12 protein-coding genes are annotated in these 15,355 nt (G+C 74.0%); 7 read left to right on the plus strand and 5 right to left on the minus strand.

What is annotated here, in order from left to right:
* Window positions 1-9: 9 nt before the first annotated feature.
* Window positions 10-1,074: a uroporphyrinogen decarboxylase gene (hemE, locus tag IF129_RS07530; RefSeq protein ID WP_191208693.1), complete on the minus strand. Its 1,065-nt coding sequence runs from the start codon at window positions 1,072-1,074 to the stop codon at window positions 10-12.
* Window positions 1,075-1,175: 101 nt separating this feature from the next.
* Here hemE and IF129_RS07535 point away from each other — a divergent pair, with 101 nt between their 5' ends.
* The 7 genes from IF129_RS07535 to IF129_RS07565 all read left to right on the plus strand — a co-directional run bounded on the left by IF129_RS07535 (window position 1,176) and on the right by IF129_RS07565 (window position 9,291).
* Window positions 1,176-1,889: a DUF3000 domain-containing protein gene (locus tag IF129_RS07535; protein WP_191208694.1), complete on the plus strand. Its 714-nt coding sequence runs from the start codon at window positions 1,176-1,178 to the stop codon at window positions 1,887-1,889.
* Window positions 1,890-2,162: 273 nt separating this feature from the next.
* Window positions 2,163-2,825 carry a helix-turn-helix transcriptional regulator gene (locus tag IF129_RS07540; RefSeq protein WP_191208695.1) on the plus strand — a complete coding sequence of 221 codons (663 nt, stop codon included), beginning with the start codon at window positions 2,163-2,165 and terminating at the stop codon, window positions 2,823-2,825.
* Window positions 2,826-2,950: 125 nt separating this feature from the next.
* The gene (locus IF129_RS07545; protein WP_191208696.1) at window positions 2,951-4,216 is read left to right on the plus strand and encodes an HRDC domain-containing protein; all 1,266 of its coding nucleotides are present in this window, start codon (window positions 2,951-2,953) and stop codon (window positions 4,214-4,216) included.
* Between the two features lie 248 nt (window positions 4,217-4,464).
* Complete coding sequence (locus IF129_RS07550; protein WP_191208697.1) at window positions 4,465-5,685, plus strand: thiolase family protein; 1,221 nt, start codon at window positions 4,465-4,467, stop codon at window positions 5,683-5,685.
* On the plus strand, window positions 5,682-7,805 hold the full coding sequence (locus tag IF129_RS07555; protein ID WP_191208698.1) for a 3-hydroxyacyl-CoA dehydrogenase NAD-binding domain-containing protein: 2,124 nt from the start codon (window positions 5,682-5,684) through the stop codon (window positions 7,803-7,805). The genes IF129_RS07550 and IF129_RS07555 overlap by 4 nt, the downstream gene beginning before the upstream one ends.
* Window positions 7,806-7,939: 134 nt before the next feature.
* Window positions 7,940-8,926 (plus strand): UDP-glucose 4-epimerase GalE, encoded by a 987-nt coding sequence (gene galE, locus IF129_RS07560; RefSeq protein ID WP_191208699.1) that lies wholly within the window; start codon window positions 7,940-7,942, stop codon window positions 8,924-8,926.
* A complete protein-coding gene (locus tag IF129_RS07565; RefSeq protein WP_381480715.1) occupies window positions 8,896-9,291 on the plus strand; it encodes an NYN domain-containing protein in 396 nt (131 codons plus the stop codon). Before galE ends, IF129_RS07565 begins: the two co-directional genes overlap by 31 nt.
* 46 nt (window positions 9,292-9,337) lie before the next feature.
* On the opposite strand, the gene IF129_RS07570 is transcribed toward IF129_RS07565, so the two are convergent.
* From IF129_RS07570 to IF129_RS07585, 4 genes are all read right to left on the minus strand, one after another.
* A complete protein-coding gene (locus tag IF129_RS07570; RefSeq protein WP_191208700.1) occupies window positions 9,338-10,972 on the minus strand; it encodes an ArnT family glycosyltransferase in 1,635 nt (544 codons plus the stop codon).
* An 81-nt stretch (window positions 10,973-11,053) separates the two neighbouring features.
* The gene (dxs, locus tag IF129_RS07575; protein ID WP_381480753.1) at window positions 11,054-13,039 is read right to left on the minus strand and encodes a 1-deoxy-D-xylulose-5-phosphate synthase; all 1,986 of its coding nucleotides are present in this window, start codon (window positions 13,037-13,039) and stop codon (window positions 11,054-11,056) included.
* 182 nt (window positions 13,040-13,221) lie between these two features.
* Entirely contained in the window at window positions 13,222-14,517 is a 1,296-nt protein-coding gene (locus IF129_RS07580; protein WP_318153607.1) for a sugar ABC transporter permease, read from the minus strand.
* The gene (locus tag IF129_RS07585; RefSeq protein ID WP_191208701.1) at window positions 14,514-15,305 is read right to left on the minus strand and encodes an ATP-binding cassette domain-containing protein; all 792 of its coding nucleotides are present in this window, start codon (window positions 15,303-15,305) and stop codon (window positions 14,514-14,516) included. Before IF129_RS07585 ends, IF129_RS07580 begins: the two co-directional genes overlap by 4 nt.
* Window positions 15,306-15,355: the final 50 nt, after the last annotated feature.

A 15,355-nucleotide genomic window follows, 5' to 3' on the forward strand; every position in this document is an offset into this window, starting at 1 on the left:
GACGTCCCCTCAGCGCGCGGTCTGCTCGTGCACGTAGGCGACGAGGCGGGTCAGGGCGTCCGGGTCGGTCTGCGGGAGGACGCCGTGCCCCAGGTTGAAGACGTGGCCGGGCAGGTCGCGGGCGGCGTCGAGCACGGAGCGGGCCTGGGTCTCGACGGCCTCGCGCGGAGCGAACAGCACCGCCGGGTCGAGGTTGCCCTGGATCGCCCTGCCCGGCCCGACGCGCCGCGCCGCCTCGTCGAGCGGCACCCGCCAGTCGGCGCCGACCACGTCCGCGCCCGCCTCGCCCATCAGCTCCAGCAGTTCGCCGGTGCCGACGCCGAAGTGGATGCGCGGCACGCCGTACCCGGCGGTCGCCTCGAAGACCTTGACGGAGGCCGGCATGACGCGGCTGCGGTAGTCGGCCGGGGCGAGGGCCCCCACCCAGGAGTCGAAGAGCTGCACGGCACTCGCGCCCGCCTCGATCTGCACCCGCAGGAAGGAGGCGGTGATCTCCGCGAGCCGGTCCAGGAGATCCGCCCACAGCTCGGGGTCGCCGTACATGAGCGCCTTGGTGTGTTCGTGGTTGCGCGACGGTCCGCCTTCGACCAGGTAGCTGGCGAGGGTGAAGGGGGCGCCCGCGAAACCGATGAGGGGCGTGCCGCCCAGCTCGGCGGTCAGCATGCCGACGGCCTCGGTGACGTAGGAGACGTCGGCCGGCTCCAGCGGCCGCAGCCGCTCCAGGTCGGCGCGGGTGCGCACGGGCTGGGCGACGACCGGGCCGACGCCGGGCTTGATGTCCAGGTCGATCCCGATCGCCTTCAGCGGCACCACGATGTCGCTGAAGAAGATGGCGGCGTCGACACCGTGGCGCCGGACGGGCTGGAGGGTGATCTCCGTGACGAGGTCGGGCCGCATGCACGAGTCGAGCATGGCGATGCCCTCGCGCAGCCGGCGGTACTCCGGCAGCGAGCGGCCCGCCTGCCGCATGAACCACACGGGGGTGTGCGGTACGGGCTCCCGGCGGCATGCCTTGAGGAACGCGGAGTCATACGTCTGGGTCGGCGGGCCCTGGGGGCGGTCAGCGGAACTCACACGGGAAGTCTCGCACGGGTCGTCCGCGGCGTCCGACTTGGCCGGGAACCGCCGGGTGTTCCTCCCCGCCTCCCGGTCACGCGGCGCCTAATCTTCGGCCCATGGCAGCGGCGCGAGGACAGCAGGCGGAGGGCTCGGAGCAGGGCGGGGACGGCACCCGGAACGAACCCGGCTCCTCCGGCCCCCCGGGGGAGGCCGACGCGGCGGTCCCGGCCGCGTTCCGGCAGGCGGTGGCGGCCCTGACGGGGGCCCGTCCGAGGCGGGCCGTGCGACTGGATCCGCTGCCAGCGCCCCGGCGGCTCGCCCCGTACGCGCACGCGCTCGGGGCGTCGGTGAGCGTGGACGACGAGGAACTGGCGGACGGGCGGTTCGTCCTGCTGCACGACCCGCGCGGCCAGGAGGGCTGGGAGGGCACGTTCCGCGTCGTGACGCTGGCCCGGGCCGAGCTGGAGCCGGAGATGGCCGGCGACCCGCTGCTGCCGGAGGTGACGTGGTCGTGGCTGACGGGGGCGCTCGACTCCCGGGGGGTCGTGGTGCGCCGGCCGGGCGGCACGGTGACCCGGGCCGGTTCCTGGTTCTTCGGCCAGCTCGGCGGACGTCCCCCCGAGGCGGAGATCGAACTGCGCGCGTCCTGGACACCGCTGGCCCCCTTGGGACTTCCGGACGTGGCGGCCCACCTGGGCGCCTGGTGCGACCTGTTGTGCCAGTGCGCGGGGCTGCCCCCGGAGGCTCCGGAGGGCGGCGAGGGGGCCGACCCCTCGGGCGGCCCCGGCATCGTGCCGCTCCCCCAGCGCCGGGGTCCGCGCCCGCTGTAGCCGCTTCAGCCGCCGTGGTCGCCGTGGCGCCCGCCGCCCGGTGGGCCCCGAACCCGCCCGTGCGGTGGGCCGTCGGCGCGCCACACGCTGCCGAGGAGGCGTCAGCCGCTCGACACCCTGTCCGAATTGACAGATTTGTCCTCACTCGTTCGTGATCTTCCCCTAAAGGACACCGACCCGGCTGCCGAAGCACTTCGTGACCCTTCCCCAGGGACATCCTCCGACTCGGCGTTTCAGTCGGCTGCCGTCACACTCCACTCCCCAGGAGGCTCGGTGTCTGTTCTCCTCGACCACCCCACCAGCCTGGTCGCCTACCGCCCCAACAAGCCCACGGCCATGGTCGTCGTGGCAGATCCCCGTGTCCGCTCCACCGTCACCCGTCACCTGTGGGCGCTCGGCGTCCGCGACGTCATCGAGGCCTCGTCCGTCGCCGAGGCCCGCCCGCGCGTCAGCAACCCGCGCGACATCTGCGTCGCCGAGGTCCACCTGCCGGACGGCTCCGGCCTGACGCTCCTGTCCGAGACCCGCGCGGCGGGCTGGCCCAACGGGCTGGCGCTGTCGGCGGCCGACGACATCGGCGCCGTGCGCAACGCCCTGGCCGGCGGTGTGAAGGGCTACGTCGTCACCGGCACCCGCAACAGCATGGGCATGACCACCCGTCCCGGCGCCGCCGCCATCGGTGCCGCCGCCGCGCGCCTCCACCGGCGTCCGCACGGCGCGCCCGGCCACCCCGGCGGGCAGCGCGAGCTGTCCGGCCGCGAGGTCGAGGTCCTGCGGCTCGTCGCGGAGGGCCAGTCGAACAAGGCCATCGGCGTCTCGATGGGCCTCTCGGCACTCACCGTCAAGAGTCACCTCGCCCGCATCGCCCGCAAGCTCGGCACGGGTGACCGGGCCGGGATGGTGGCGGTCGCCCTGCGCACCGGCATCATCCACTGAGCGCCCCGGACCACCGGCCCACGCACCGCTCCCGGGCCCCCGGCGGAACGTTTCCGCCGGGGGCCCGGGAGCGTGCGCTCACGGTCACCGGGTGCTCCACCGGGAGCCACGGATACCCTTGTCGGGTGACCGACGCACAGGAGACCGCAGCAGGCGGCGCAGCTCAGCCCCCGTCCCAGGACTCCGCACCGGCCCCCGTGCCGCTGCTGGAACCCGGGGACGGCATCCCGCCGGTCATCGCGGACGAGGACGGGCTCGCGGCCGTCGTCGCCGCCTTCGCGGCGGGCACCGGACCCGTGGCCGTCGACGCCGAGCGGGCCTCGGGCTACCGCTACGGGCAGCGCGCCTACCTCGTCCAGCTGCGGCGGGCGGGCTCCGGCACCGCGCTGGTGGACCCGGTCGCCTGCCCCGACCTGTCGGCACTGGCCGCCGGACTGGACGGCGCCGAGTGGGTGCTGCACGCCGCCACCCAGGACCTGCCGTGCCTGCGGGACATAGGCATGGTGCCCGGCACCCTCTTCGACACCGAGCTGGCCGGCCGGCTCGCGGGCTTCCCCCGAGTGGGTCTGGGCGCCATGGTCGAGAACGTCCTCGGCTACACGCTGGAGAAGGGCCACTCCGCCGTCGACTGGTCGACCCGCCCGCTGCCCGAGCCGTGGCTGCGCTACGCGGCACTCGACGTGGAACTCCTCGTCGAGCTGCGGTACGCCCTGGAGAAGGAGCTGGAGCGGCAGGGCAAGCTGGAGTGGGCCCGGGAGGAGTTCGCGGCCATCGCCGCCGCTCCCCCGCCACCGCCCCGCAAGGACCCCTGGCGGCGGACGTCCGGCATGCACAAGGTGCGGCGGCGCAGACAGCTCGCCGTCGTCCGCGAGCTGTGGCAGACGCGGGACCGGGTCGCTCAGCGCCGCGACGTCTCCCCCGGCAAGGTGCTGTCCGACGCGGCCATCGTCGAGGCCGCCCTGGCGGTGCCGGAGAGCGTGGACGCCCTCGCCAAGCTGTCCGGATTCGGCAACCGGACCGGCCGCAAGCAGCTCCAGCACTGGCAGAACGCCGTCGACCGGGCCCGGGCCCTGCCCGACTCCGCGCTGCCCCAGCCGGGCCAGGCACCGGGCGGGCCGCCGCCTCCGCGCGCCTGGGCGGACAAGGATCCGGCCGCCGCCGCCCGGCTCGCGGCGGCCCGTGCCGCCGTGACGGCCCACGCGGAGCGGCTCTCCCTTCCGCAGGAGAACCTCATCACGCCCGACACCGTGCGCCGGCTGTGCTGGGAGCCGCCGACCGACCACGGGCCGGACGCGGTCGCCGAGGTGCTGCGCTCGCACGGCGCGCGGGAGTGGCAGATCGAGCAGACCCTGCCGCTCCTGACCGCCGCGCTGACCGCCTCGGCCGACTGACCGGCCCCGGCCGCCCCAAGGGCCCGCGCGCGGCGACCGTCCCCTGGGCGGGCGCCCAGGCTTCCCCCCGGCGGGGAGGGCCGGGGCCCACAATGTGACCGGAACCGCAACGGCCGAGGAGGGCACCCCCTTGCCTGGCGGTTACCGGCTAGTAGCATGGAGGCGGGAGCGCGCCGCGCGGCGGCGGCACCCCCTCCGGGGTAGGACCCCGGACAACCCCGGCCGCACCCTGCAGGAGGAGAGCCAACGTGCCTCGTACCGCAAGGGACGTCGTCTTCGTCGACGGCGTCCGCACCCCGTTCGGCAAGGCGGGACCGAAGGGCATCTACCACGAGACGCGCGCCGACGACCTCGTCGTCAAGTGCATCCGTGAGCTGCTGCGCCGCAACCCGGACCTGCCGCCGGAGCGCATCGACGAGGTGGCCCTCGCCGCGACCACCCAGATCGGCGACCAGGGCCTGACGCTGGGCCGCACCGCCGGCATCCTGGCGGGCCTCCCGCAGACCGTGCCCGGCTACTCCATCGACCGGATGTGCGCCGGCGCGATGACCGCCGTCACCACCACCGCCGGGTCGATCGCCTTCGGCGCGTACGACGTCGTCGTCGCCGGTGGCGTCGAGCACATGGGCCGCCACCCGATGGGCGAGGGCGTGGACCCGAACCCGCGCTTCGTCTCCGAGAAGCTCGTCGACCAGTCGGCGATGTTCATGGGCATGACGGCGGAGAACCTGCACGACCGCTTCCCGCACCTGACCAAGGCCCGCGCCGACGCCTACGCCGTCGCCAGCCAGGAGAAGGCCGCCAAGGCGTACGCCAACGGCCGGATCCAGTCGGACCTGGTGCCCGTCTCGGTGCGCCGCACCAACCCCGAGGCCGGTGAGACGGGCTGGGGCCTGGCCACCGCCGACGAGCCGATGCGCCCGGGCACCACCCTGGAGAGCCTGGCCGGTCTCAAGACGCCGTTCCGGGCGCACGGCCGGGTGACCCCCGGTAACGCCGCCGGCCTCAACGACGGCGCCACCGCCTCGCTGCTGGCCGCCGAGGACGTCGCCCGCGAGCTGGAGCTCCCGGTCAAGATGCGCCTGGTCTCCTACTCCTTCGCCGGTGTGGAGCCCGAGGTCATGGGCGTCGGCCCGGTGCCGTCCACCGAGAAGGCGCTCGCCCAGGCGGGGCTGTCCATCGGTGACATCGGCCTGTTCGAGGTCAACGAGGCGTTCGCCGTGCAGGTCCTCGCCTTCCTCGACCACTTCGGCATCGCCGACGACGACCCGCGCGTCAACCAGTACGGCGGCGCGATCGCCTTCGGCCACCCGCTGGCCTCCTCCGGCGTCCGGCTGATGACGCAGCTGGCCCGCCAGTTCGAGGAGCAGCCGCACGTCCGCTACGGCCTGACGACGATGTGCGTCGGCTTCGGCATGGGCGGCACCGTGATCTGGGAGAACCCGCACTTCGAAGGGGCTGGCAAGTGACCACCACGCAGGAGCTGCTCAAGGGCGCGGCCGACGTCTTCCCCGACGAGGTCGTGACCCAGGCGCACGTGCGCCACCTCGACCTTCCCGGCGGCGTGGGCCGGTTCGCGCTCATCACGCTCGACAACGGCTTCGACCACACCAAGCCGACCACGTTCGGCCCGCAGTCCCTCGGCGAGCTGGACGCCGCGATCGACCAGGTCGAGGCGGAGGCCGCCGCGGGCGACATCGTCGGCGTCGGCCTGACCGGCAAGCCGTTCATCTTCGCCGTCGGCGCCGACCTCAAGGGCGTCGAGGTGCTGAAGGAGCGCTCGGACGCCGAGGCCATCGGCAAGGGCGGCCACGACGTCTTCAAGCGGCTGTCCCACCTGGCCGTGCCGACGTTCGCCTACTACAACGGCGCCGCGATGGGCGGCGGTGTGGAGGTGGGGCTGCACTGCACCTACCGCACCGTCTCCCAGGCCGTCCCGGCGTTCTCGCTGCCCGAGGTCTTCCTCGGCCTGGTCCCCGGCTGGGGCGGCTGCGTGCTGCTGCCGAACCTGATCGGCCCCGAGCGCGCCGTGAAGGTCGTCATCGAGAACTCGATGAACCAGAACAAGCAGCTGCGCGGCGCCCAGGTGCACGAGCTGGGGATCGCGGACGCCCTCTTCGAGGGCGCCGACTTCCTGGAGCAGTCGCTGCACTGGACGGCGGCCGTGCTCTCCGGTCAGCTGGCCGTCGAGCGGCCCGAGATCGACCGCGGCGAGGCGTGGGACCAGGCCGTCGCCGCCGGGCGCGCGTTCGCCGACGCCAAGGTGCACGGCGCGGCCCCGGCCGCCTACCGGGCGCTGGACATCATCGCCGCGGCCAAGGACGGCGACCTCCAGGCCGGTTTCGACGCCGAGGACGCCGCCCTGGCGGACCTGATCATGGGCGGCGAACTGCGCAGCGGGATCTACGCGTTCAACCTGGTGCAGAAGCGCGCCAAGCGCCCGGCCGGCGCCCCCGACAAGTCGCTGGCCCGCCCGGTCACGAAGGTCGGCGTCGTCGGGGCCGGTCTGATGGCCTCGCAGCTCGCGCTGCTCTTCGCCCGCCGCCTGGAGGTGCCGGTCGTCCTGACCGACATCGACCAGGAGCGCGTGGACAAGGGCGTCGGCTACGTCCACGAGGAGATCGACAAGCTCCTCCTCAAGGGCCGCGTGGGCCAGGACAAGGCCAACCGTCTCAAGGCGCTGGTCACCGGCTCGCTGGACAAGGCCGCCGCCTTCAGCGACGCGGACTTCGTCATCGAGGCCGTGTTCGAGGAGATGGGCGTCAAGCAGAAGGTCTTCGCCGAGGTCGAGGCCGTCGTGCCCGCCCACGCGATCCTGGCCACGAACACCTCCTCCCTGTCGGTCACGGAGATGGCCTCGCAGCTCAAGCACCCCGAGCGCGTGGTCGGCTTCCACTTCTTCAACCCGGTCGCCGTCCTCCCGCTGCTGGAGATCGTGCGGGCCGAGCAGACCGACGACGCCTCGCTGGCCACCGCGTTCGCCGTGGCCAAGCAGCTCAAGAAGACGGCGGTGCTGGTCAAGGACGCGCCCGCGTTCGTCGTCAACCGCATCCTGACCCGCTTCATGGGCTCGGTGCTCGGCGCGATCGACGAGGGCACGCCGGTGGAGGTCGCCGACCGGGCGCTCGCCCCGCTGGGCCTGCCGATGTCGCCGATCGTGCTGCTGGAGCTCGTCGGCCCCGCCGTGGCCCACCACGTCGCCGGCACGCTGCACGAGGCGTTCCCGGAGCGCTTCGGCGTCTCGGAGAACCTGGGCCGGGTCGTCGAGGCGGGCAAGCGCGGCCTCTACCAGCCGGGCACCACCGACCTCGACCCCGAGGTGGCGGCGCTGTTCGAGACCGGCGACACCGTCCTCAGCGAGGAGCAGGTGCGCGAGCGGGCCCTGGCCGCCATCGCCGAGGAGATCGACCTCATGCTCAAGGAGGGCGTGGTGGCCGAGGCCCAGGACGTCGACCTGTGCCTGATCACCGGCGCCGGATGGCCCTTCCACCTGGGCGGCATCACGCCGTACCTGGACCGGGCCGGCGTCAGCGAGCGCGTGCGCGGTGCCGCCTTCCACGCCCCCGGCGTGGCGAGCGTCCCGCGGTAACCCCCACGGCTCGCACGGCCGCATGACGGCGCCCGTCCGCGTTCGGCGCGGACGGGCGCCGTCGCGTTGACGGGTCCCCCGGACACCACACCCGGGCCCGTCCGGACCGATCTCCCGGCGCCTAGAATGCCGGGATGACCTATCTCATCACCGGCGGCGCCGGGTACATCGGCGCCCACGTCGTCCGGGCCATGACCGAGGCGGGCGAGCGGGTCGTCGTCCTGGACGACCTGTCGACCGGGGTCCGGGAGCGGGTGCCGGAGCGCGTCCCCCTGGTGGTCGGCTCCACCCTGGACCGCGAGCTGCTGGACCGCACGATCGCCGAACACGCCGTGACCGGAGTCGTACACCTCGCCGCGAAGAAGCAGGTCGGCGAATCCGTCGCGATGCCGCTGCGCTACTACCACGAGAACGTGCACGGACTCCAGGTGCTGCTGGAGGCGGCTGTGGCGGGCGGGGTGCGGCAGTTCGTGTTCTCCTCCTCGGCCGCCGTCTACGGCATGCCGGACGTGGCCCTGGTGACCGAGGAGACCCCGGGCGCGCCCATGAGCCCCTACGGCGAGACGAAGCTCGCCGGTGAGTGGCTGGTCCGGGCCACCGGCGCCGCGCACGGGATGCGCACGGCCTGTCTGCGCTACTTCAACGTGGCCGGCGCGGCCGCCCCGGAGCTGGCCGACACCGGCGTCTTCAACCTCGTGCCGATGGCCTTCGAGAAGCTCACCGAGGGGAAGGCGCCGCTGATCTTCGGCGACGACTACCCGACCCCCGACGGCACGTGCGTGCGGGACTACATCCACGTCGCGGACCTCGCCGAGGCGCACCTCGCGGCGGCACGCGCGCTTGAGGCCGGGGAGACCAAGGCGGGGCACGACCTGACCGTCAACATCGGCCGGGGCCAGGGGGCGTCGGTGCGGGAGATGATCGACCTGATCGCCGAGGTGACGGGGTACGCCCTCGCCCCCGAGGTGACCGCACGGCGGCCGGGCGACCCGCCGCGTGTCGTCGCCTCGGCCGACCGCGCGGCGGAGGTGCTGGGCTGGACGGCCCGGCACGACGTCCGCGACATGGTCGCCTCGGCCTGGGAGGGCTGGTGCCTGAACCATCCCGGAGCGGCACGCTGACTCCGCTGGTGGTGGTCGACGCCGCCAACGTCGTGGGCTCGGTGCCCGACGGCTGGTGGCGCGACCGCCCGGGCGCGGCCCGGCGGCTGCGCGACCGGCTCGCCGCAGCGGTGGCGCAGGGGCGCGTCGCGGGGGTGGACACGCCGCTGGAGCTGGTGCTCGTGGTGGAGGGCGCTGCCCGGGGCGTCGAGCCGGTGGCCGGGGTCCGGGTGCTCGCGGCGTCCGGCAGCGGTGACGACGCGATCGTCTCGCTCGTCGCGGCCGAGGGCCGGGGGCGCGACGTCGTCGTGGTGACCGCCGACCGGGAACTGCGCGCCCGCGTCGCGGCCGAGGGAGCCGCCACCGTGGGACCGCGCGGGCTGTGAGACGGGGCCGGGCGGGCCGACCGCGGCCACGGTCGGCCCGCCGGGACTACCGGGTCGGCTCGCGGGCGTAGAACAGCGCGCCGTCCACCTCGCCGACCAGGACGTACCGGCTGTCCAGCAGCCGCTGCAGGCGGGGCATGCGCGCGGGGCGGTACGGCTTGCCGCGCGAGTCGTCGACGATCAGCCGCGGCGGGTCCGCGACCAGTTCGGCCATCAGCGTGGGCCAGGATCGGTGCATCCCGTACTCCTCCCCCACGCGCGGTCCGTCGCGTCCGCCGCTGTAGTTGGTGAGCAGCCCCGCCGTCAGGTACCGGGACGCGGGCCTGCGGTCGGCGAGCCAGTACGTCTCGGGGTGCATGCCCCAGACGAAGACCGTGTCCTCGGCCCGCGTGTTGTCGCGGACCGCGTCGGCCACCCGTCGCGCGTGGTCGAGGTCGGCCTGCCCGGCGTGGCTGCCCCAGGCCACGAAGACCGTGCACAGCACCGCCGAGACGACGGCGGTCAGCCGGAGCCAGTCGGCGGTGAGCAGGGTCAGCGCCCCGGCGGCCAGGACGGCCAGCGGCGGGACGAGTTGCAGGTAGTAGTGGCCGAAGAAGTGGAAGCCGGTGAGGACGGCCAGCGCCGAGACGCCGAGCCAGAGCCACAGGTCGGTGGTGAGGACGCGGCGGTGGGGCAGCCCGCGCCGCAGCACGACGGCGAGCGGCAGCAGCAGGCCGCCCGCCCCGGCGGCGAAGAGCGCCGTGTTGGCCAGCCCCCGGGAGAGCACGTGCAGTTCGGAGCCGGTGAAGCTGGCGTAGGAACCGGAGCCCGTGACCGTCCAGAACAGGGTGCGTGACACGTCGTTGGCCAGGGCGACGGCCAGCAGCGGCGCGGCGAAGGCGGCCAGGGTGCGCAGCAGGGCGGGCCGTCGGCCACCGCCGGGCCCCGGGGCCGTGCGCACCCACGCCAGGTACAGGACGGGCAGGAGGACGGCACCGCCGGTCTGCTTGACGAGCAGGGCGCCCGCGACGGCGAGCCCCGCCACGGCCCAGCGGCGGCGGTCGGCGGCCCACACGGCGGCGGCGGTGAACGGCAGCATGAAGACCTCGAAGGTGGCCGCCTGGGCGTCCTCCGGGTTCAGGCCCACCGAGCCGAGGACGCACAGCACGCCGGCCACCGCGCCCGCGCGCGGCCCCCAACGCCGGTGCGCCAGGGCCGCGGCGAACGTCGCCGTGGCCAGCACGGCGAGCACGGCCAGGGCCCGCAGCGGCCACAGCGAGTCGTCACCGAAGAGGGCGAAGGCGCCCCGGTAGAGCCAGGGCAGCAACGGCGGCTTGCGGTCCACGACGTCGTCGTACAGGGTGCCGCCGGCCGCGAGCATCCGTGCCTGGGTGGCGAGGAATCCCTCGTCCGGGTTCCACACCGGGCGCTGGAAGGACGGCAGTCGGGTCGCGACCGTCAGCACCAGCAGGGCGGGGAGCAGCCGAAGCCAGTAGCGCGGCAGTGTACGGGGCGGCGTGCGCGGCGGGGCGACGGTCGCCGGGCGACGCGGGAGGGCCGTGCCGACCGTGCGGGAGGCCTCCCGCACGGCGGCGGGGGACGCGTAGTGGTCGGGCCGCCGGGGGCGGGGTGCCCGTACGGGGGCCGGGGCGTCGGCGGTACGGGCGGTGCGGGACGGGCCCGGCGGCTGGGCGGTGGGCATGCGCCCCAACCTATCCGGCCCCGCACGGCCGCCCGAAAGCGGTGTGCGGGGCCGGACGTTGTGGGCGCGGTCGCCCCCGGGTCAGTCCCGCGCCGTCTCGCGTTCGCGGGCGGCGGCGGGCTCGTCGTCCTCGTAGCGCCCGTCGAGCCGGGCGACGAGTCCGGTGACCTGCCGGGCGATGTCGGGCGCGGTCAGCCCGATCTCGGCCAGCACCTCCTTGCGGGAGGCGTGGTCGAGGAAGCGCGGCGGGATGCCGAAGTCCCGCAGCGGGACGTCGACCCCGGCGTCCCGCAGCGCCTGGGCGACGGCCGAACCGACCCCGCCCGCACGGGAGTTGTCCTCCACGGTGACGACGACGCGGTGCCGTTCGGCGAGCGACGGCAGCGCCGGATCCACGGGCTTGACCCAGCGCGGGTCGACGACGGTGGTCGAGATGCCCTGGCGGTCGAGGAGTTCGGCGATCTCCAGGCACATCGGGGCGAGCGCTCCGACGGAGACGAGCAGGACGTCCGGACGCTCCGCGTCGGCCTCCCGCAGCACGTCCGTCCCACCGACCGTGCCGACCGCCGGGACGGCGGGGCCCACGGCGCCCTTGGAGTAGCGCACGACGGTCGGCGCGTCCGTGACCTCGACGGCCTCGCGCAGCTGCGCCCGCAACTGCTCGGCGTCGCGCGGCGCCGCGATCCGCAGCCCGGGCACGACCTGGAGGATCGACAGGTCCCACATGCCGTTGTGGGAGGCTCCGTCGGTCCCGGTGACGCCGGCCCGGTCCAGGACGAAGGTGACCCCGAGGCGGTGCAGGGCGACGTCCATGAGGACCTGGTCGAAGGCGCGGTTGAGGAAGGTCGCGTAGACCGCGAAGACGGGGTGCAGCCCGCCGTGGGCGAGTCCGGCCGCTGAGACGGCACCGTGCTGCTCGGCGATGCCGACGTCGAACACCCGATCGGGGAACTCCTCGGCGAAGCGGTGCAGCCCGGTGGGACGCATCATCGCCGCGGTGATGGCGACGACGTCCTTCCGCTCGCGGCCGAGCCGGACCATCTCCTCGGCGAAGACGGAGGTCCAGTCGGCGCCGGAGGCGGAGACGGGCAGACCGGTGTCCGGGTGGATGACGCCGACGGCGTGGAACTGGTCGGCCTCGTCCAGCCGGGCGGGCTGGTAGCCGCGGCCCTTCTCGGTCAGGCAGTGGACGATGACCGGGCCGCCGAAGCGCTTGGCCTTCCACAGGGCCGTCTCGACGGCCGCGACGTCGTGCCCGTCGATCGGGCCGATGTACTTCAGCCCCAGGTCCTCGAAGAGGCCCTGCGGCGCGATGACGTCTTTCAGGCCCTTCTTGGCCCCGTGCAGCGTGCCGTAGAGCGGCTTGCCGACGACGGGGGTGCGGTTCAGCATCTCCTTGCCCCGGGCGAGGAAGCGCTCGTATCCGTCCGTCGTGCGCAGGGTCGCCAGGTGGCTGGCGAGGCCGCCGATGGTGGGGGCGTAGGAGCGCTCGTTGTCGTTGACGACGATGACCAGCGGGCGGTCGTTCGCGGCGGCGATGTTGTTCAGCGCCTCCCAGGCCATGCCGCCGGTGAGGGCGCCGTCGCCGATGACCGCCGCGACGTGGGCCCCGGTGCCCCGCAGCTCGTTCGCCTTGGCGATGCCGTCGGCCCAGCCGAGCACCGTGGAGGCGTGGCTGTTCTCGATGACGTCGTGCGGCGACTCGGCCTGCGAGGGGTAACCGGACAGTCCGCCCCTGGCCCGCAGCCGGGAGAAGTCCTGGCGGCCGGTGAGCAGCTTGTGCACGTAGGACTGGTGTCCGGTGTCGAAGAGCACTCTGTCGCGGGGCGAGTCGAACACGCGGTGCAGGGCGATCGTCAGCTCCACCACACCGAGGTTCGGGCCGAGGTGGCCGCCGGTCCTGGCCACCGCCTCGACGAGGAACGTACGGATCTCCGCGGCGAGCGCGTCGAGCTGCTCCGGGGTCAGTCCGTCCAGGTCACGCGGTCCCGAGATGCTGGGCAGCAGCGGTCCACTGGTCGGGGGCGTGCTCCCTGCCGCACCGGGTCGTCGCGGTTCACGCGGCACCTTTGGCACTGAGCCTCCTTGCTTTCGGGCGTCTACGCCTGAACACCGATCTGCCCGAGTCTAGTCTTCGCCACCCGGTGGCCGCCCGGCGCGGTGGGGTGGGGCACCCGACACACGGACGCGGGCGGGCCCCGAGGGGGCCCGCCCGCCTGCTCCACCCGGGGGACGACGGTGGGGCGCGCCTACGTGCGCCCGGCCGACCGCTGGGTGCGCCGGGAGACCGAGTCGATCACGACGGCCGCCAGCAGCACCCCTCCGGTGATCATGTACTGGAGGTGGGAGGGGCTGCCCAGCAGCGCGAGTCCGTTGGAGATCGAACCGATGACCAGCATGCCCAGCAGCGCCGACCACACCGTGCCGCGTCCGCCGAAGAGGCTGGTGCCGCCGATGACGGCGGCGGCGATGGCCTCCATCAGCAGCACGCCGGAGCCCGCGCCCTGGTCGGCCGCGGCGATGCGGGAGGCGATGAGCAGCCCGCCGAAGGCCGCCATGGTGCCGGCGAGGGAGAACACCGAGATCCGCACGGCGGTCACGTTGATGCCCGCCCGCCGCGCCGCCTCGGTGTTCCCGCCCAGCGCGAAGACCCGCCGGCCCCACGTCGTGCGGCGGACCACGAAGTCGAACACCACGAGGACGGCGAGGAAGATCACCAGGGCCAGCGGGAGGCCCTTGTACTGGTTCAGGGTGTAGGCCAGCAGGAACGCCGCGAGGGCGAGGGCACCGGTGCGCACGGCGATCTCGCTCAGCGGCCGGGCGGGGACGCCGACGCCGACGCGGCGGCGGTGCTCGCTCCACTGGGCGGCGAAGTAGCCGAGGACGGCGAGGAGCGCCAGACCGTAGGCGGCGGCGACGTCGGTGAAGAAGTGGCTCGTCATGGAGCCGACGAGCCCGTCCTTGTCCAGGTTGACGGTGCCGTCGCTGGAGAGGACCTGGAGCATGAGGCCGTTCCAGAACAGCAGGCCCGCCAGGGTGACCACGAAGGCCGGGACACCGACGCGGGCGAAGAAGAAGCCGTGCACGGCGCCGGCGAGCGCTCCGGTGAGCAGGGCCACGAGGAGCGCGAGCCACTCGGTGATGCCCTCGTTGACGGCCAGCACGGCGAAGACCGCTCCGGCCAGTCCGCTGACCGAGCCGACCGACAGGTCGATCTCGCCGAGCAGCAGCACGAAGACGATGCCCACCGCGATGAGCCCGGTGCCGACGATGTAGACGGAGAGGTTGCTGACGTTCTGCGCGGACAGGAAGCTGGGTTCCAGCAGCCAGAACACGACCCAGATGACGGCCAGTCCGAGGACGACGGGCACCGAGCCGAGTTCGCCGCTGCGCATCCGGCGCAGGAAGTCGCTCCAGTAGCCGGCCAGACCGTCGGAGCGGACGAGCAGCCGGGGGTCGGTCGCGGGCGGCGGGGTGGCGGGGGGCGTCGGCCCGGAGGAGGCGTCCGGGGCGTCCCCGGGGGTCCTGGAAAGGTCGGTGGTCACTGCGGTGCCTCCGTCTTCGGCTCCGTGCTGCGCGCCCGGCGTCGGGTCACGGCGTTGTCGGTGGCGCCGGTGATGGCGGCGATGACCTCCTCCTGCGAGGTGGTCGCCACGTCGAAGACGCCGTTGTTGCGGCCGAGCCGGAGGACGGCCACCTGGTCCGCCACGGCTTTGACGTCGGCCATGTTGTGGCTGATGAGGACGACGGCCAGACCGCGTTCCCGCAGCCGCTCCACCAGGTCGAGGACCTGGGCGGTCTGCTCGACGCCGAGGGCCGCGGTGGGTTCGTCCAGGATGACCAGGCGGGGCTCGCCGAGCATGGAGCGGGCGATGGCGACGGTCTGCCGCTGGCCGCCGGAGAGCGAGGCGACCGGGATGCGGACGCTGGGGATGCGGATGGACAGGGTGGCGAGCAGTTCGCGGCTGCGGCGTTCCATCTCCACCTCGTCCAGTACGCCGGAACGTTTCAGCTCACGGCCGAGGAAGAGGTTGCCGACGACGTCGAGGTTGTCGCAGAGCGCGAGGTCCTGGTAGACGGTGGCGATCCCCAGGTCCTGCGCGTCGTGCGGACGGCCGACCCGGGCGGGGACGCCCTGCCACAGGAGCTCCCCCGCGTCGGCCGGGCCGACCCCGGCGATGGCCTTGACCAGGGTGGACTTCCCGGCGCCGTTGTCGCCGACGAGGGCGACGACCTCACCCGCGTGCACCTCCAGGTCGACGTCGGTGAGCGCCTGGACGGCACCGAAGCGTTTGGAGACGCCGCGCAGCGCCAGTACCGGCGTAGTGGACATAGGACAACTCCTTGCGAGGGGGCGGACTGAGGGGCCCTGCCGGACCAGAG

The organism is Streptomyces chumphonensis, from assembly GCF_014779715.1.
Classification (GTDB): Bacteria; Actinomycetota; Actinomycetes; order Streptomycetales; family Streptomycetaceae; genus Streptomyces; species Streptomyces chumphonensis.

Excerpts from the sequence above, each read along its gene's own strand:
- IF129_RS07535 (WP_191208694.1), top strand. The coding sequence starts at position 1,176 with ATGGCAGCGGCGCGAGGACAGCAGGCGGAGGGCTCGGAGCAGGGCGGG.
- galE (WP_191208699.1), top strand. The coding sequence starts at position 7,940 with ATGACCTATCTCATCACCGGCGGCGCCGGGTACATCGGCGCCCACGTC.
- IF129_RS07585 (WP_191208701.1), bottom strand. The coding sequence starts at position 15,305 with ATGTCCACTACGCCGGTACTGGCGCTGCGCGGCGTCTCCAAACGCTTC.
- IF129_RS07570 (WP_191208700.1), bottom strand. The coding sequence starts at position 10,972 with ATGCCCACCGCCCAGCCGCCGGGCCCGTCCCGCACCGCCCGTACCGCC.